Source organism: Leptospira noguchii serovar Panama str. CZ214 (genome assembly GCF_000306255.2).
GTDB lineage: Bacteria > Spirochaetota > Leptospiria > Leptospirales > Leptospiraceae > Leptospira > Leptospira noguchii.
Window position 1 is genome coordinate 16,366 of record NZ_AKWY02000033.1, and the last position, 18,215, is coordinate 34,580.

General features: G+C 36.9%; 11 protein-coding genes and 3 pseudogenes. 5 read left to right on the forward strand and 9 right to left on the reverse strand.

The annotated features are described in order from the left end of the window. Positions 1-565: 565 nt before the first annotated feature. Both LEP1GSC059_RS22385 and LEP1GSC059_RS16920 read right to left on the reverse strand, forming a co-directional pair. A pseudogene (locus tag LEP1GSC059_RS22385) lies at positions 566-976 on the reverse strand (putative toxin-antitoxin system toxin component, PIN family). A gap of 202 nt (positions 977-1,178) precedes the next feature. Beyond that, positions 1,179-1,841 (reverse strand): annotated as a pseudogene (locus tag LEP1GSC059_RS16920) (hypothetical protein); the annotation flags it as partial. A 334-nt stretch (positions 1,842-2,175) separates the two neighbouring features. On the opposite strand from LEP1GSC059_RS16920, the gene LEP1GSC059_RS16925 reads away from it, so the two are divergent. After that, positions 2,176-2,721 carry an MORN repeat-containing protein gene (locus LEP1GSC059_RS16925; RefSeq protein ID WP_017213758.1) on the forward strand — a complete coding sequence of 182 codons (546 nt, stop codon included), beginning with the start codon at positions 2,176-2,178 and terminating at the stop codon, positions 2,719-2,721. A gap of 102 nt (positions 2,722-2,823) precedes the next feature. Here the strand turns inward: LEP1GSC059_RS16925 and LEP1GSC059_RS16930 are convergent, their stop codons facing one another. The 5 genes from LEP1GSC059_RS16930 to LEP1GSC059_RS16950 form a co-directional block, all read right to left on the reverse strand. Then, positions 2,824-3,105: a hypothetical protein gene (locus tag LEP1GSC059_RS16930; RefSeq protein ID WP_017213759.1), complete on the reverse strand. Its 282-nt coding sequence runs from the start codon at positions 3,103-3,105 to the stop codon at positions 2,824-2,826. Between the two features lie 648 nt (positions 3,106-3,753). Beyond that, a complete protein-coding gene (locus LEP1GSC059_RS16935; protein WP_002176882.1) occupies positions 3,754-4,191 on the reverse strand; it encodes a hypothetical protein in 438 nt (145 codons plus the stop codon). A 2-nt stretch (positions 4,192-4,193) separates the two neighbouring features. Then, positions 4,194-5,459, reverse strand: coding sequence for an acetyl-CoA acetyltransferase (locus LEP1GSC059_RS16940; RefSeq protein WP_020981129.1), 1,266 nt, complete (start codon positions 5,457-5,459; stop codon positions 4,194-4,196). A gap of 19 nt (positions 5,460-5,478) precedes the next feature. Further along, the gene (locus LEP1GSC059_RS16945) at positions 5,479-6,789 is read right to left on the reverse strand and encodes a 3-hydroxyacyl-CoA dehydrogenase family protein (RefSeq protein ID WP_017213762.1); all 1,311 of its coding nucleotides are present in this window, start codon (positions 6,787-6,789) and stop codon (positions 5,479-5,481) included. Positions 6,790-7,461: 672 nt separating this feature from the next. Continuing rightward, positions 7,462-8,256 (reverse strand): hypothetical protein, encoded by a 795-nt coding sequence (locus LEP1GSC059_RS16950; protein ID WP_017213763.1) that lies wholly within the window; start codon positions 8,254-8,256, stop codon positions 7,462-7,464. Positions 8,257-8,568: 312 nt separating this feature from the next. On the opposite strand from LEP1GSC059_RS16950, the gene LEP1GSC059_RS22395 reads away from it, so the two are divergent. Beyond that, positions 8,569-9,447 (forward strand): IS5 family transposase, encoded by an 879-nt coding sequence (locus LEP1GSC059_RS22395; RefSeq protein WP_235592092.1) that lies wholly within the window; start codon positions 8,569-8,571, stop codon positions 9,445-9,447. Between the two features lie 215 nt (positions 9,448-9,662). On the opposite strand, the pseudogene LEP1GSC059_RS24415 reads toward LEP1GSC059_RS22395, so the two are convergent. Next, positions 9,663-9,826 (reverse strand): annotated as a pseudogene (locus LEP1GSC059_RS24415) (IS481 family transposase); the annotation flags it as partial. A 209-nt stretch (positions 9,827-10,035) separates the two neighbouring features. Between LEP1GSC059_RS24415 and LEP1GSC059_RS16965 the strand changes: the two are divergent. The 3 genes from LEP1GSC059_RS16965 (at position 10,036) to LEP1GSC059_RS16975 (ending at position 15,818) form a co-directional block, all read left to right on the forward strand. Then, positions 10,036-11,019 (forward strand): hypothetical protein, encoded by a 984-nt coding sequence (locus LEP1GSC059_RS16965; protein ID WP_017213767.1) that lies wholly within the window; start codon positions 10,036-10,038, stop codon positions 11,017-11,019. Between the two features lie 20 nt (positions 11,020-11,039). Further along, entirely contained in the window at positions 11,040-12,590 is a 1,551-nt protein-coding gene (locus tag LEP1GSC059_RS16970; RefSeq protein WP_020981118.1) for a hypothetical protein, read from the forward strand. A gap of 702 nt (positions 12,591-13,292) precedes the next feature. Further along, positions 13,293-15,818 carry a DUF1554 domain-containing protein gene (locus tag LEP1GSC059_RS16975; protein ID WP_020981120.1) on the forward strand — a complete coding sequence of 842 codons (2,526 nt, stop codon included), beginning with the start codon at positions 13,293-13,295 and terminating at the stop codon, positions 15,816-15,818. 369 nt (positions 15,819-16,187) lie between these two features. Here LEP1GSC059_RS16975 and LEP1GSC059_RS16980 read toward each other — a convergent pair whose 3' ends face one another. Then, positions 16,188-18,167, reverse strand: a complete 1,980-nt coding sequence (locus tag LEP1GSC059_RS16980; RefSeq protein WP_020981128.1) for a M48 family metallopeptidase — start codon at positions 18,165-18,167, stop codon at positions 16,188-16,190. Between the last annotated feature and the right edge of the window lie 48 nt (positions 18,168-18,215).

Consider the following 18,215-nt stretch of genomic DNA (forward strand, 5'->3'; position numbering starts at 1 on the left):
GCTCTTGAAACAAAAAATTCAATATTAAATTGTTTAAAATTTTCCATGATCTTTAAGATTTATTAAAATAAGAGACAATTACCAACTAAATTTCCAAATTACGGATGATCAAAATGAATTTCGTCTAACAATTAATATTGTCAGTGTTAGGCGCTGGACACTTTGAGGTTTGGCACGAGGTTCGCGAACAAAGTGGTGGAACTTCGCGACATGGAGGTCGCTGAATTAAGTTTTGTTTTTTTCTTTAATACTTACTGCTCGGACACATAAATAACGTGAGTTCGACATAAGAAAACCGGGGCGAATCCGGCTTGCCACAGGCGCCGGTCGGGCTCTCAGCTCTGGTCAATAAATTGCATACAGGAAACATAATACAACAATTGTCTTTAGATTCAATTTATTGACCCCGCATCGATCCCTTTCGCGTTAGGCCGAACTCACGTTAAATAGAATACTTGGGTTGATTGTTTCAAAAATTTGAATGTTTTGGTCTTGCTCTAAAATGCCGTAAATCGCGAATTTGCAGCATTTTTTAATTACTGCTATTTTTTTGCAAATTCGGTCGTTAATAACTTGGTACTATCTTCATACGTCCGAATAGTAAATATTCGTCTGGAGTAATAACATTAAAATTCTTAATCCTTAATAAATTTTTGTTTTCAGTTATCAATTAATCTACTTTGGCTGCAAAGGCAGATTCTAAAATATGATAATCATCTCTATTTCTTAATTCCAAATAGGTTTATTTTTAATGAATGTTGTAATATCTCTAATTTAGGATAAGACAATCTGAATAAAATTATCATTGAATTTAAATTTTGACTTAGAAAGAAGTAGATTCTATTTCATTTAATATTTCTTTCGAAATATATCCTGTAAAAACCTCATCTATTAAATCTTGGAAAACAAGTCTAGGTTTTCCTTTAAATAGAATAACAGAAATGTAAATATTAGTGTCTAATAATACCTTCAACATTAAGAAGCGTTTCTTCTAGTTCTAACAGATTTAATTTTATTAAAAACATCTTTTTCGGAAATGTCACTTTGCCTAACTCTTCGTCATACGGATGTGGCGCTTCCTCCACAATTGCGTCTAACGAAAGAGTTTCCTCGACATCGCGGCCATGAGAAGTGGCAAGCCGAAGTTATCTGCTGTGCCGATGAGTTATTAAAAAACCTTAATGTTTAGTAGCTTCAAGATGGTTTGCAGTTCTTACCAGTTTCTCAACTAACTCATCCAACAAATATTTTTTCATTTGATCAATAGATTCTGTTTTACTTGATTGTTTTATTTCTTTTGCCATGTCAAGTAATGCATTCTTTTCATTATAGTATACGGAGCCAGCGTTACTAATTTGTAGGAACATCTCATCTAAAATACTGGAAAATCTATGAATGCCACTGTTTCTCAACTCAATAATTTTACTAGAATACCCATATTTATTAAGAAGATCAAACAACCCTTCATGACGTAATGAAGAATAGGTTTTCGAAAATTCATAAAACTGATTGTCATTCAGCTGAGCATAGAAATTCTTCAGTTTACTTGTAAGATTTTTTTTACGAGTAACACTTTCGATTTCCTTAATTTTTTCAATTGCTGATTTTATCGCTGGATCTTTTGAATCAATATAATATTCGGGTCTAAACACTTCTACTTCGCTATCCGTGACCTTAATTTTTTCCAAATGTTCGTGAATTAAAATTTCGATTTTATTTTTAATTTGCTCATAGTCGAATTCTAAATATCCAAATGAATTAATATTTGAAATGATGTATAAAATATTCGGCAATTGAGCGATTTCATATTTTTCAGCATCAATATACGTATTAATCAATAAATAGTAAAGTTTTGCTTAGCTCGTAGATTTCGAAAGGCGAGGATTGAGTCGAATCTAACACAAACCTAAGTATCTGAGAAATTAAAAAAGTATCAAAGTTGTATGTCAAAGATTGAATCTGGTAAGAAGAAATAGTTTATCGAGGATTTTATTAGATTATGCGAACTTTATAATAAACCTCTGAGTATCTCTATTCCGTATTTTCTAAGTGATGGGTTTATAAGATCAAAGAGTTACGTCCAAGTAAAATCTGCGAAGTAGTTTTAGCGAAGAGTGGTAATGAAAAATTCTTTAAAATAGTAACAAAATAGGATTCACTTAAACGTTCTATAATATGTTTAAATTAAAAATATTTATTTTATTTTGTGTTGGTTCTTTTTCCATTTTTTCGCAAACTAAAAAGAAATGTTTATCCGGAGATTGTGAAAATGGAAAAGGCATTTTGAGAGACTCTTTCAGAAACGAATACGCAGGAACCTTTGTAAACGGTAAGTTAGAAGGATTCGCAGAAGTGAAGTTTAAAAATAACGAAACGTTTTCCGGGATTCGTAATAATTCTATGAGAAGAGGAAAAGGGCAACGGGCTGATTCAAATACAGGGAAAGTCGTATATGGAACTTGGATTGAGGGCGGATCTTGCGATGACGACGGCTGTGAATCTTGGCATGAGTTTATATCCGATTCAAATGTAAAATGTGTTTTTCGAGGAACATTTCTAGAGGGAAAAAAGACCGGAAATGGTAGTTATACTTGTAACAACGGAGAAAGTTTCGAGGGAACTTACTCAAACGATCTGGCCAATGGACCAGGAAAGCTAATCTATTCTGACAGAGTCGTTTTCGAAGGAGAATTTAAAGACGGCCGTCCGGTTCGGAAATAATAAAAGCAAAAGAAGATCGAAGGTATTTTTATCCTATTTGAATCTTTAACAAAATAAGTTCCCACCCAGGTCCTTACAAACAAGTAAGCTCCACATCTTAGTTTATTTGTATGCTTTCCATTCTATTGAAATATTTTTATATTGATTCGGAAGATTTTTAATGGCATCTTCTATAGTATTATAATCTGAATCTTGTTCTACTTCCCAGTCCTTATTACAACTAAACCTATAAACTTCTTTTGATCCTTCATATTGGCATATAGCTAAACCAAATATTTCTGATGTTATGGTACCGTGAGTATAATAAAGGTAGCCAAATGGCTGACCATCTGACCAATCCCACAATAACACTTTTACACCATCTAAATATGCAGGTGGTTTCATCAAATATGGCTGTTGTTTTACCCGATGTCATTGACAATACGTTTTTGATACATCACGCACCGAGAGTTATTACGATCGGAAAGAGATAATCTGCTGCCTTGGGTAATTAAAGTTGTTATTTCTTAAAAGTAAAATTACTTGAATCCCCTGATTCATATTTACTTTCCAAATTCCTCTGAAAAATTCATCTTATTTTCAAAATCGAAAACTTCAGAACCTATTTATATCTCTGGTTTTTTGATCGTCGGTTACATTAGAAATATGAAAGATTTTTAATATTTTGGTAAATTAACGTGAATTCGGTGTAATAAATGTGAAAGCGATTATTATGTTGCTTTCTATGGATTACAATGCGGGAAACTCAGCAACTGTTGCTCACAGCGTTAGGTCAAAAGTTGTTTGAACAATGAAATTTCTTTTGGAGCTTAATTTGTTGACCGAAACTAAGAGGTTCGATTGGCGCTTCCTAGTTTAAAACTTTGTTTTTACAAATTATTGAAATGTAGGATTGTTCGGATGGTTTTACCACATCGATGGAATGAATTTATTTATCTAAAATACTTGATAAAAATCTAATATAAAATTTGAGACTTCGATTTAACTTCAAAAAATTCTATGAGTTAAGAAAGATTTAGAACGAAGGATATTTCAGGCTTCTTCTTCGGCGATATAAGTTAAAATTAGAGAAGCTAAAAACGTTAGTAAAAACTGAGAAAACACCCAGAGCCAAACGACCATACTCGGTAAAACATTCACAAAGTTTAAAATAGAAATTGCAGGACCAACGTACGCGGCTAAAGAAAAACAGATCGCAATGATTAAACCGCCTACGATTCCAGTAGGTAAAGAGTCTTTTGCAAGTCGAATGATAATCCCTAAAAAGAAAACCTGTATAAGATCAGCTACGATAGGCCCTACCCATAAAATCATTCCCACAGATTGAAAAAAATTTTTATAAGTAGGATCGTAGTAAAAACGAGAAAACAAAAGACTACGAAGAGGTACGGAGATCACTTCCCAAAAGCCAAAAGCGATAAATAATCTTAAAAGAAATTGATTCCAATCTTTCGCAGTCTTTAAACTCATTTTTATTTTCCTACGATGAAGACTACGTTAGTTGTTGCGGACCCACCGATGTTTAACATAAGCCCATTTTTAACACCTTCTACTTGATAGTCTCCGGCGATTCCGGTTACTTGTTTATAAAGATCGAGCATCATTCGAACTCCAGAAGCACCCACTGGATGACCGACTCCAATCAATCCACCGGATGGGTTTATTGGCTTCTTTCCTTTAAAGTCAATCATACCTTCTTCGATTGCTTCGTGTTCTTTACCTGGTTGAGAAATTCCAAAAGCGGAAATAGCAGCATATTCGGAAGAAGTGAAACAGTCGTGGGTTTCAAAAACGTCTATGTCTTTGACTCCGAGTTCAGCTCTATCGTAAGCGTCTTTTACGGTTTGTCTGGTCCAAGGTAAAATGTATTTGTCTCCTTTGGATTCGGCTACCTTCGCTTCGAAAGTGATCGGAGCCACTCTGTGTCCCCAACCTTTGAGTTTTGGAATATTAGAGAGTTTTTTCCCTCTTTTTTTAGCGTATTCTTCGGTGTAGGACTTATTAGCAAGGACGACTAACGCAGCACCGTCGGTTACTTGGGAGCAATCTGTGATACAGAGTCTTCCTCCTACCGCCATATTGTATTCTCCGCCGCGAGCGTTCGCGTGTTCTTTGTTCATGAACCAAGAACGAGTTTGTGCTTTTGGATTTCTTTTTGCGTTGTCGTAGTTGATTCTTGAAATTTCGGCTAACGCGCCCATAAATCTTTGTTCTGGAAGTTTGTATCTTTCGAGAATTACATCCGCAAGTTTTCCAAAAAGTTTAGGGAAAGGAAATTGAACTCCTTTTGCTTCTTTTTCGTAGTAAGCGGCGGTTCCTAAAAAATCCCCACCTACGGAAGAACTTACAGTTTTCATGATCTCGATTCCAAGAACGATGGCAACGTCGTAGTCTTTTGCGCGGATTTTTGTAGCCGCCGCATCAAGTGCAATGGAACCGGAAGCGCAGGCTGCTTCAAAACGGCCGCCTGGAATTCCATAGAAGGCAGGGTCGACTTCGGTTAAAAATGCCCCCAAATGACCTTGGGTTGCATATTGTTCCGCATCAAAATTTCCAACGAAAATTCCGATTCTATTTTGTTTGTTCAGTTTTTTGATTTCATCGGGAGTAATTCCGACAGCCTCGAGCCCGTCTTGAACGGCTTCGCGCATTAAGGACATGAAAGTTTTACCTTCCTTTGTCCAGTTTCTTTGAAAGTCAGTTTGTTCCCCGCCGAGAACGTAAATTTTATCGCTCATGATGATTCTGCCTCCTAAATTATCCTTTGAAAAGTGAACGAGCATCCAGCTTTTCTTTTAGCTCGTAAAAAGGTTTTCCTGGTTTCGCTTTTGCTAATGCGTTTGGAACCGGAAGTTTTGCTTTTTCGATCAATTGGATCGTATCCTTAGGACCTCCTAAGAAATCAACGAACGCAGAAGCAGGGGCCCAGTTGAATCCGGTTCCCATTGCGAGGTCTGCCATTTCTTTTGTGTCTACTACTTCGCCAACGATAGATAGAGAGTAACTAACGTATCTTGCAATAAAGTACCTTGCAAGGTCCGCTTCAAAACCTTTTGCTTCTTTTACGATATTCATTGCACCCGTATAGTCCGCTTCGGAAATTCTTTTATTCGCCTGGCGAATAAAATCGATGTCGAACTTGGGAACCGGTTCATACAAATCGGCGCCTATATTATAGACTAATTTTTCTTTCTTACCATCTGGAGTTTTAGACATCTTGTAAAGTCCGCCGCCCACTTTTCTTCCTAAATCGCCTTTATCGATTAACTTTTGAAAGTAACCCGGAAGTTTAAAAGTAGAATGAGCCGCATCTTTTGTCATTTCATAGAGATTATCTACGATTGCTTTGTGAACGTCTAATCCTACAAAATCTGCAGTGTCCAAAGGGGCCATCGCTCTTCCAGTGTAACCACTCATGATCGCGTCCATAAGAGCGATCCCACCTTTATCGGAATATTTTTCAGCGATCTGTGCGACTTCGTTAATAAGTTGAAAACCAATTCTGTTTCCAGCAAATGCGGGAGTATCATTTGTATAAACAACAGCACGACCTAAAACCTTATCCAGATATTCACCAAGTTGTTTAAGAACTTTTTTATCTGAACCTTTGTGAGAAACAAGTTCACACAGAATCATTTTGTAAGGAGGATTAAAGAAGTGAGTTCCAAAATAATGTTTTTGCCCGTCTTCATCAAATGCTTTGGAAAGTCTTTCGATAGAAAGACCGGATGAAACTGTAGAAACGATCGTTCCCGGTTTTCTTGAACTTGAAATTCTTTTATTGATCGGTTCTTTTACTTCGTAACTTTCTGCAACGAGTTCAAAAACCCAATCGGATTCTGAAACTGCTTTTTCTAAATCTGCATCATACGAACCTGGAATCAGTCTGGGACGGATTGTATCTGTTTTAACCGAGCCGATTGCTTTTTCGATTCCTTCTTTCGCTTTGTTCGTATCTCTAGCGAGCATGTGAACTTTTGCCTTTCCGAATGAGGCAACAATTGCCGCAGATCCGGCGCCCATGGTACCGTTCGCGCCCAATACTGTTACTGTTTTGATTTCTCTCATGAAACTATACCAAATCTTGGATTTCCCAATGGAATAGGACTTGTTTAAAACAGCCGGGCGGGGAGGAAAGTTTTTTTCATCCCTGGACGGATAGAGAATTAAAAAAACAGAACGAATGTTCTGTTTTAAAAGTAACGGAAAGTAAAAAGGAAAGGATCAGAATGATTCAAAAAGGATCTTAAAATTTTCGAAGATTTCTTGCGGGGGCGTGCCTCTGCGAAACGGTTTGGAAAAAGTGTAATGATTTGTAAATGCGCAGAGTCGCGCTGTCCGCTTCAGTCAAGTTATTGAATACGAACGAAATTCAGGATGGAGATCGAAAAAGCCAATAACTTGACTCCGCATCGATCGCTCACGTGCCGAGCGACCCGGAGATCATTACAAAACAGAATGAATGTTTCGTTTAAAACGCTTAAGGCGTCGTTTGTCTATAATTTTGAAAGCAGAGATCCAATCTGAAAAACATCTACAATTCTTAACTGAAACACCGGACTGTATAAAACTATTACACTATCTGATTGGTTTTGTCAGCAGTAAAGAGAATTCACATTAGTCGTTTAGAGTGCGTCCTAAAACTCAATTTTACTTTATTGAAAAAATTAAACCATAAGAATCTGTCGGGACGGCAAACAGATCCTTATAATTTTTTTAGAATATTATAATATTTTGAAATTAGTATTCATAATTTAAAGTAGCGCATCGAGCAGAGGCTACTGTTTGACCACCGTAGGTACAGATTGCCGATGCAGATCCGTTATTGGAAATTCCCGTAATTTTTGCCTTTGTATTTGCATCGGGATCCAGACCGTAAAAACCGGGAAAAAGTCTTCGGTTACTATCGGTAAGGGCATTACTACACGTAGTATCAAGGGTTTCTTCTGCAAATGCTGCCAAAAGTTCTCTGTATCCGGCGTTTTCCCCTTGTTCAACTGTCAATCGATTTAAAGCTTTGATTTCCTCAGCCGAGAAACCAAATGAAGTTAAAGGATGGGTAGAGGAAGAGAGTTGGGTGATCGCTTCCGTCCGAAAATCCGAAACCGGAAAAAATCTGATTTTTGCTCGTAGATTATCATATTGTGTCTGGGTGATTGTCAATTCGTCATTTTTAAAATCCGTAATCAGAGTTTTCGTAGCTTCAGAACAATGTAAAGTATTTGCAAGTTCGGTGATTTTATTGTAGTTGCCTTCGATGATTTTTTTACGAGATGCAAGATCAGAACCCATGATTTTATTAAAGTCGCAGTCTTTTTTCGGTTTCGTGCTGAAACTTGTATAATAATAGAGAAAGTCTCCACCGCTCCAAAATAATTTCTGGACGAAAGCACAATTTCCGCTGCTTTGGTCAAGGGAATGGACCAAACTCAATGTTATTATATCATCTTCTTCTTCGTGGTCGTTGACTTTGCAAACGTTGAACGCAAGAATGATCATGCAAGTAGTTACCAATTTCAAAATATTCTTTCTCATAAGAAATTTCCTAATGTTTTTTTAATACACTTCGCTTACGATTTTACTTTAATTTGAGTGACAGCGTTCCGAGTGAAAATTTTCATCTGTATTCCATTAAAAAATGTATCTGAAGTTCTTTTTTATAAAGAGTGAACTACTAAAAACCTATCAAAAAGAAGTACCCGCCATAGAAGTGAATGTTAAGGGTAGTAGTATAATGAAGAATATAGAATTATTTGAAACACAGAATCGTGAAAAGAAGATAGAAAGCTTAGAAGATCCATAAAAAAAGCTACAAGAGATATTGGATTTTGAAATCTATCGAGAAGAATTAGAAGGTATGAGTCGAAGTGGAACGGAAAATGCGGTCGACCACCTTATGATGCGGTTCTGATGTTTAAAATTGTAATATTACAAAAATTGTATAATCTTTCCGATCACCAAACAGAGTATCAGATCAACGATTGTTACTCGTTTCAAAGATTTCTTGGAGTTGGTCAAAACGAGAAACTACCGGATGAGAAGACGATCTGGGTATTTCGAGAAAGATTAATACGAGAAGGTTTAGATAGAATTTTATTTTCAAAGTTAAGCTATTGGATTCAGAAATCAGGGTTTGAATTAAGAGAAGGAGCAATTGTGGATGCAGCGATAATTAACGTTCCCATTCAAAGAAACACCCAAGAAGAAAATGAAACGATCAAACAAGATCAAATACCGGATAGTTGGAAAGAAGATAATCACAAACTTTGTCAGAAAGATACGGATGCGAGGTGGACAATGAAATATGGGAAATCTTACTTTGGATATAAAAATTATATCATGATAGATCTGACTCACAAGATTATCAGAGATTATACGACAACGAACGGTATCGTTCACGATTCTCAAGGTTGTATTCAATTAATGGAATTCATGCGAAGAGGCGAACCAATCTTTGGTGATTCAGCATATCCAATCCCAACCGTATTGCTTGAGGGAAAACAGAAAGGCCTTCTCACTCTTTTCTGTGAAAAAGAAAAAAGAAACCAACCTCTTTCCAACGATTCAAAAATTCTTAATAAACATTTATCGAAAGTTCGTTCAAGAGTAGAGCACGTCTTTGCAGACATTAAATCCTTTGGTGGAAAAAGTATTCGATGTCGAACGAAGGTTTTTAGAGGTTCCCAGAAGCTACTGTGTTTTTGCAGAGATTTTTTAGGGTTTTGAAAAAACTTTTGGAGAAGTTTTTAAACATAAAATTTTATGATTCATTTGTCCATGTTTATTCTGATATACTGAAATGCTTTTGAATTGTTTAATTATCCATCTCAAAAATATCTAATTAATGTAAGTTCGGCGTAAGAAAAAATTCCTGTACGAAATTTAATTACTAGGCAGCTTAGATTTGTAATAGTCAATATATGACACTCTATTGGAATTCATTACAAAAATTGTAAGTTATCGAGATACTTCTTTTTAGCTAATTCCTTCGTGCCAAGGAAAGTCTGCGTTGGAGTTTTACTAAAACAATACTTGCTTTGATATGTTCGTAGTTACATAAATTCATCCACTGATCCAAATCCTTTTGTAAATCTTCAATAAAGTTGTTAAAAAATTGTATAGTTCAATTTAATAAAACTTCTTCAATCGGCCGTTTCCATGAAACAGAAAGAGAATTAATTTTTCAACAACTCTAATCAAAAGAGTGGAATGTGAATTCAGAATATAAATAGCAAAATAAAATGCTTAAAGTATGAAAGTTGATCAGTCGATCTATTTTAAAACGGAAGAGCTGAGAAATCGAATCTGCATGCTATGACATCTTTTGATACGACTTGGGCGACTGCAATTCTCGAAAGTAAAAATCCAACCATTGAATTGGAAAAACATCTACAATTCTTAACTGAAACGCCGGACTGTATAAAACTATTACACTATCTGATTGGTTTTGTCGACGACCTGGCATTGGTGACTTCCCGTCCTTCGGAAACTCCAGTGCCGCGATTTTATTCTCCTCAAGGCGAGCCCGTTCTACGCGTGCGTATGTTTGCCGGTAAGAAAGAGTTGCTGATCAGCGGACCGAACCCGGATGCCGAAAGCGAATTTCCTTCGCTTGAGAAAGTTTGGAAACACGCCGGGCGGCTTGAAATCAATACTATGGAAGGAAGTAATCCGATCATACTGCTCGGTGAAAACGAAGACGATCCCTGGTATGAAAACGATCCACTTGCGGACGAGGACGATGAAATTATTGAACAACTTGCAGACTGGGGACCTGCTCCGATTTGCAATACTTCTTACGGTTTGAGTAATGGGCCTTTTTATGTTTATGATACTTCTTCAGGTGAACAAGGGTATGCAGGAGAACCGGCGATTAAAAAAGTCAGTCGACCTTCCTGGGACCAGGACTTTAGAGATGTCGGTCAACGTGGTGTGAGTATGGTCGTCGGTAATCAGTTGAATTTAAAGTTCGGAATCGGAGGAATTTTTCTACGTATCCTAACCCGTGAATTATTAGGAGGACACGTAAAGTTAGATGATCTTTTTGTATCATACGAAACTTTCCGAACAAAAATTAAAGAAACCGGTCCTTGGTACTTGGTCGATCGTTTCGAGAATCGTTACGTCGAGATAATCAGTAATCCGAACCAGAGAAAAAATAAGTTATTATTCCGCGAAGGTCTGCTTACTGAAATACCAGAAAAATTTGGAAATACTCGTTTTGTGAACGGAGATACGGCGGTTGCTCGAGAAGAAGTGAAAAAGCTTGAGAACGAAGGTTATGTTTGTATCACATAAATCGTCAGTGAAAAGTAAAAATGATCAAAGACATTAAGGAAAAATTGGATAGTTCTGATCTTGGAATCGTTCAACAGGGAATCAAAGAACTTGAAAGTTGGGTAGTCGGGAACGGAGAGAACGCAAATTTATCTGCGTATGGAGTCGGTAAACGCGAGTCGATATTCGTAAACCTTTGGGAACGTCACGGGAAAAACCTTTCTGTAAATGACTTACTCGCGATCGTAAACATTCTCTTCGATAAAAATGGACGGTATCACGATTTTCGAGATGTCAATCCGTTTCTGCGATGTCTCGCCAAAGACCTATTAGACGATACACAAAAGCACCTCATTGAAATATATAAGAACGGTTCTTCGTTTTATGACGACGCTCATCTAGACGATGGGGACAATCCGAGAAGAGTTTTCATCGATGAAATTTTTCCAACATTCTCGATCGATAGATTGATCGAACTTTTACATTGGGCGGACGAATGTTATCCGCAAGATTTTACTCCACTTTTAGGTGTGATGGTCGGCAAAACAAAGACGCAAGAACACGCCGATACAATCGTAGGTCTTTTTCGCAGGAGGTTCTTACGCGTGCTTGAGGGAACAGGAACTCTCAACGACAATGAGGCAGGCGAATCTTTTTTCGTACTTCAGAAAGCGGTGAAAAATACTCAGATTCAAAACGCTTTAAAACAAAGGCTGGTAAATTTGATTTTGGAAGTAGAACAAGCCAATGAACTTGCGGAGGAGTTTGAGGAAATTCTTGAGGATGGAAGCGCGGAAGAACTTACAGAGTTATTGGTTTCAGCCTCGGCTAAACAAATCATGTCCGCTCCTAACCGGTTGGAAGAAGCTTTAATCAAACACCATGGTAAAATTCCGGCGTCGACTCTTTTGCAAACATTTGCGGCATGTCTCGATGCACATCTTAAAACGGATTCTGCAAGAGATCGTCATTGGATTGATCGCTTTCCTGGTGCCTCCATTTTATTACGTCTTGCTTTTGATCTTGAAGAGGAATCCAGTGAGCTTGTATGTCGTCGTATTGCGGGCGAATATTCCGAAGAGAAAACAATTTTACACGAACTTTTTGTGTACGCTTCTCGTAGCAAAATTCCCGGCTGGGACAAAAACGAACTAAAAAAAAGGTTACTCTATTCTAGAGCAACGAGCATAAACAAAATTGCTATCGATTTGTTGCCGTTAAACGAGAAGGATTTGCTTTTAGAGCTTACTGAGGCGTTGGAAAGGTTACGGAATCGACTTACGAACGTCGCAGTACTTGCACTTAGAGACGAACCGGAACCTACTTTGGCTGCTTGGACAAAACGACATTATGAAACTCTTTACTTGCCGGTTGCTAGACATTTTGTCATCGATGTTCCATCAGAAGCCGAAGAGCGACTTTCTGCGGGTTTGCCGGAAAGTATGGAGGCATTTTATCGATTGAAGGAACAGATGTATCACATTCCTTCAATGGCCGAACTTATATCCACAGATTATATTCTTTTTGTGCAAGAGAAAAACGGGAAACAAGTCCATTTCGCGCTTATTAATTCTAAAGAATATTTAAAGTAAGATCTTAAGTTTAAGAGTCGCTTATGGCATAAGTTTTACGCAAAACTTCGGAATTAGAATATAAAATTTCCGCAAAGGAGGTTCATTTCATTCGAAGAAAGAATTTTTTAATAAATTTCGAAATCAAAACAACAAAAAATACGGTTTGTATTTGATTGTCGTCTTGTAGAAAATCAGTAATAGAGTTATTAAAAAATTCCATAGTTAATATTAACAAAGCTGCTTTAATCAATCATTTCCATAAAATAGAAACAGATGAAGATTCATTTTTCAACAATTCTATTATTCTTTGGTTTTCACTAAAAACTAAATGGAACTTCTATAAAATTAAAAGATAACCATCTTTAATTTTCTGCAGAAATGTTTTGCGATCGAATCATTAAATAAAAAACCTATTTTTATAGAGTTTGATTAAATAATAGGTACCATATTCGAATTTCTTTCAGGAATGTAAAAACGATACCAAAAATTAATGGATGATTTTGTAAAAGTACAGAAGTTGTTCTTTATGTTTTACTAAATTAATCTAGTATAAATTTATTAATTGTTATATAAAAGAATTTTGATAATTTATTTTCTAAACGAAGACATGCAAAAAATTTTAAGGTACCTATTTTATAGTAATCTGCAAAAAACACCTATTTACCAAACGTATGAAAAAAAGAGTTCATTCTTTTGTTCTTCTTTCCTAAGGAGACTTTAATGTTAAAATATATATTCAAAAAAATATATTCTTATTTTTTTATACTTGTGGTCACATTTTTTGCGGGATGTGGGGGAGAAAATTCAAATTCATTTGGAATTTCTTCTTTAAAAAATTCATTTTTGAATTTGATCAATTCACATTCTAACAATTTGACTACGATTCCTTCCGGAGGACTTTATGTTTTCGTAACTAGTTATACGAATAGTACTTCGGTTTCACCTCTTACTCACAATGGAAACTTCGCGGGCATTTCTGGTGCGGATGCCTATTGTAATTCTCATATTCCTTCTAGTTTATCCGGGACCGGATCTTACAAGGCAATGCTTGTAGATGGTATCAACCGCGTTGCGACTACGGTAGGACCTAATTCTTCGTCAGGACAAAAGGATTGGGTCTTAGTAAAAAATACATCTTATTACAGACCAGATGGGAAGATGGTATTTACTACGAATGATTCGGGGCTTTTTGATTTTTCGGCTGGAAATCTAAATCATCCGTTCGCTGATTCTTTTTATATCTGGGATTTTGGAATTTGGACTGGACTTCAGTCCAACTGGAAAACGATTCCATCTACACAACTTTGTTCTTCCGGATCACAACCTTGGACAAACGGAAACGCATCCGTTCAAGGAAGGATTGGATATGCAAATTACAACGGTGGGACTTCTATTTCGGCGGGTTCTATTCCTTGTCAATGGAAAGAAACTCAAGACCCGAATTCTCAAGGAAGTATGGAGATGGGGATTCTTTGTGTACAAGAAAAACCTGTCACATTGAAAGCAAAGATCGGTTTTTTAGAAGATTCACAGTGTTATGGTAGTAATACTCAAAGTTCTCCTTTTACAATCCCTTGGAGTCAATGCCACGAGTTCAAACGTCATTTTGATCCCGCTACCGGAGTTGCCGTTTCGAGTGATGTTGCAAGTCCTGGAAGTTACAGACCAGTTCCCGGTCAGATTCATTTGAATTTTTTCAACAGCACTCAGACAAACCCGGCGGGTTGTTACGTATCTAATTTACAAAGTGGTCTGGATGGCAATGTAGTCGCAAAAGTAGATAGTTGTCTTAAAACGACTCCTACACCGGATCGGGTTCGAATTACGGTTGTACTGGACTATAAAACAAATCTTGCATATAACAATTCGATCGGTACGATCCGTAGTGTCTGGGAGAAGACAACGATTTCAGCTCTTAATTATTTGCCATACGACCAGAGTAAATTTTTCCAGACTCTATTCGTGGACCCGAATACACAACAGAGCCAGGTGGAGCCTTACTTTGAAGTAGTGTTGCCATTGAGTGGATATTGGAATCCAACTTTGAAAACGTACGACTTAGGGACCGTGGATATTTTGAGTTCAATCCCTACGAGCCTTATGAACAGTATGAAGTTGACCCTTTCGAGTTGGCAGGGAGTGGTGGAATTGCACAATCGAATGGAAGCTCCATCCGAATCCGTGGAAAAGATTCACTTTGATATGTTTATCAACAATCCAGCTCGCAATTGTGTAACTTGTTATACAATTAATTTTAATAGCACATACGGTTCCGGAGGTTATCCTGGAAATCTTTCCTTGAGCGCGCCACAGGCAAATATTAGCATTTCATCAGAACTTTCGGTTGATATTCCCTTGGGTCATGAATTTGGACATACCGTAGTACAATCTGCCGCTCCTTGGACATTAACTACGACTAATAATTGGGCGGGACAGTTTAGAGATTCTAATAACCAAAACTATGGACGACCGCACTATATGTATGAATACCAAGATATGAATATGGCACTGACGGAGGGGATTGTAAATCCTATCGGTAGATATTTGATCAGCGGAAATCGGGGGAACTGGGTACAAGGAAACTACTATCTGGGTACATACCAAAATGGTTGGCAGTTGGATCCAATCGTGGACCAGACGTATTCCGATTACCAAAGGTTTCGGTATGAAATGTGGGCCCGAGGAATCTCAGAAAATTCTCCGGAGTGGAACTCCAGATTGCAAAATATCCAAAGCATCAATTCTACTTTTACGGATCGTAACACAAACTCAAACAATGAATATCGTTATGACGGCTTTGTTCACTATCTCTTGCAAGTGCCTCCGTATCATGTGGATAGTTATTACGCAACGGGAAGTTATGCTCCTTATGTAAATCAATTTCAATATCGATACGATCAGATGAAGTTACTGGGAGAAATATTGGACGGTGGGCCGGTAAATTTCAAGTGGGTCTATTATGGAGACGTAGTTCATCCTAAGAATTCTCGAGTGAGTTTGAAAGATTTGTTAACCACTTTGAACGAACTCTACGACGGTTCTCCGCTTCCTGCGAACGGAAGTCCAGGATTCAACGAAAAATACCTTTCGATCAAAAGTCCATTTTCTCCCCAAACTCTGGGATGGAAATTGATCCAGAAAGGACTTATTTCTAAGAGCGAAGTGGATAATTTATTTCGTGCCGTGGGAATGGATCAACTCGCAAACATCTGCGGTTATCCTTGGGCTTTATCGGATTGTCAATGAGGGTAAATCGTTTCTAGTTTAACATGAATTTGGCGAAGGAAAATTAGAGCCTGGTCCGGCTGCTATAGACAGCCGGATTTGCTCTCAGCTCTGGTCAATAAATTGTATATAGGAAACGTTATATAATAATCTTCTTTAGTTTCAATATAGAACGCGATCCATAGAGAGAGCGTTCTGCTGAGTTTAACGCGATCTGTCGAGCGACTATAGAAGTGGGTGAGACGTTTGAGTTTGAGCGCTTGATTGCATCGACCTCTTTTGAGCTATACTAAACTCACGTTAGTTTAAATGACCGATCGCGAGAATAATGTTATTTCTTGCGATCGTCAATGCCCAGTTATATTTGTAAAAAAGACGCGACCTATCAGACTATTGAAGGATGATCTGATCAACTTTGTTCTTTCTGTATTTAACAAATGTGTTTCCGTTTTGAGAATACCCGAAATATGGTCCACTTTTTTGGAATTGTTTACCAAAAACTTTTTCGGCAATCCCTCGATCTGAACCAATCGTTACACCCTTATCGATACCAGGGCTATTGTCTCCGTATGCATTGACTTGAAGCACCGAACCAATGTTTAATAAAAAGGAAGTTTCTTTGTTACTATAAATATAAAATTCACTTCCGGAAGATTTATCGATTTGGATTTTATCCGGTTGCCCCCATAATTTTAATAGATCTTCTAGTTTATCACCAGGGCCAACTCCACCAACCTTGAAAACATTTTGTTTTGTGTTTTGCGATGGTTCTGGTAGATTGATTCCTTGAAGATTTGCGAGATACTTCGCCCATCCAGAAGAAGAATCATAATTTTCTAAATAATATAAAGCTAATTGTTTCGTTTTTGGAGTTTTTTCTTTATAAGATTCTAAAAGGGCGTAATTTAAAATAGGAGTGAAGTTTTCGTAAACATAATCCGGATCTAATTGTATTTTTTGATGAATTGAATTTCCAATTCCTTGTAAATAAGCCTGAATGTCCGGATTGGATTTAGATTTTTCACTGAAACTTTGTACTCTCTTATCCACCATATTTGCGACCGATCTAAAAATTTCCATAGCCTTTTCCTCATCATCGGTCCAATATAAAACCACGCCTAAATTGTTTGCCAGAGGAATAGAATTTTCAGCTCTTACCGTACTTCCTGCAAGAGACTTTGCAACGTTCATGTCGTTTTCTTCGGTGGAATAAGAGAGAAGAACTGCGTAGTTTGAAATAAAATAAGGATCTTCTGTTTTTATAATTACTTTTTGATAAGCTTCTTTCGCTTTTGTATATGCTGTTTGATTGCCAGGAGTTGTCCGCATAACAGCCCTTTTGCGAAGTCCGCCTGGAAATAACATTGAATCTCGAAAAGAAGGCATATCAATTACCGGCTTAACTTTTAAATCTTCATTGCTTGCGGTTGACATCCAAACTTTATGAAGACAAATTGCATAAGATTTTTCTAAATGAGTATTACCTGGAAATTTAGAAAGAGCCTTTTCTAAATTAGATTTAGCCAGATCTAGATTTTTACCAAATTGAATATCATCAAAGGTTTTTTCTAATGTTGCAAGTAAAGAATAGAGTTCTTGTTTGTCGCTGCTAAATCTAGAAAGTCTATCGTTTGGAGAAGGATGGCTCGTAAAATATAAAGAAGTCATGGATTCAGGGCTGGTTTTATCTAATTTTTTTTTCGCAATATATTCTTTATATTGGTTATCTATATCGCTCATCAATTCCAAGGTACGGATCATATATTCTCCGCCGTAACCCGCTTTGTTTAAAAGTTGAAATCCGGTTTGGTCTGCGTCTACTTCCTGATCCTGAGAAAATTTAATATTTTCTAATATAATTTCTCCGGTTGGATTTCCTTTCAACTGATAGAATTTTTTTACGGAATTAAAAGTGTGTTTGTTATAGTAGTGTGAAAGTTCGTGCGACAAAACACCCGCAATGTATCGTTCTCTATAAAAATTTAGTTTATCTTTTGCATCCGGTTCTGAATTTGTAATTACTTGATCTAAAATATCTAAAGTACCCGAATTGATACAAAATTGACCACCCGCCATAGCGAAGGCATTGAAAGAATTGTCCTGAATTAAATTATAAACGATCGGAAAAGTAGGATTTCCTGAAGAATCAGCCAATTTACGAAATGCGGCATCGATTGGTTTTTTCCAATGATTATGATCTTTGAGAACTTTTCTGGATTTAAGAATAGTTCCGTATTGGTATACACTTTGACGAACGATTTGAGCATACAACTCGGCGTCGAAATCAATCGTATTATTCTTTTGAGCGTTAATAGGAAAATAAATTGATAATGTTCCAGCGAAGAGAATGAATTTGAAAAACCTTTGCATTTTATTGAAACCTTTAGAAAAAATATCGATTGAGACAGTATAAGATGA

Excerpts from the sequence above, each read along its gene's own strand:
- LEP1GSC059_RS16925 (WP_017213758.1), top strand. The coding sequence starts at position 2,176 with ATGTTTAAATTAAAAATATTTATTTTATTTTGTGTTGGTTCTTTTTCC.
- LEP1GSC059_RS16930 (WP_017213759.1), bottom strand. The coding sequence starts at position 3,105 with ATGAAACCACCTGCATATTTAGATGGTGTAAAAGTGTTATTGTGGGAT.
- LEP1GSC059_RS16935 (WP_002176882.1), bottom strand. The coding sequence starts at position 4,191 with ATGAGTTTAAAGACTGCGAAAGATTGGAATCAATTTCTTTTAAGATTA.
- LEP1GSC059_RS16940 (WP_020981129.1), bottom strand. The coding sequence starts at position 5,459 with ATGAGCGATAAAATTTACGTTCTCGGCGGGGAACAAACTGACTTTCAA.
- LEP1GSC059_RS16945 (WP_017213762.1), bottom strand. The coding sequence starts at position 6,789 with ATGAGAGAAATCAAAACAGTAACAGTATTGGGCGCGAACGGTACCATG.
- LEP1GSC059_RS16950 (WP_017213763.1), bottom strand. The coding sequence starts at position 8,256 with ATGAGAAAGAATATTTTGAAATTGGTAACTACTTGCATGATCATTCTT.
- LEP1GSC059_RS16965 (WP_017213767.1), top strand. The coding sequence starts at position 10,036 with ATGACATCTTTTGATACGACTTGGGCGACTGCAATTCTCGAAAGTAAA.
- LEP1GSC059_RS16970 (WP_020981118.1), top strand. The coding sequence starts at position 11,040 with ATGATCAAAGACATTAAGGAAAAATTGGATAGTTCTGATCTTGGAATC.
- LEP1GSC059_RS16975 (WP_020981120.1), top strand. The coding sequence starts at position 13,293 with ATGTTAAAATATATATTCAAAAAAATATATTCTTATTTTTTTATACTT.
- LEP1GSC059_RS16980 (WP_020981128.1), bottom strand. The coding sequence starts at position 18,167 with ATGCAAAGGTTTTTCAAATTCATTCTCTTCGCTGGAACATTATCAATT.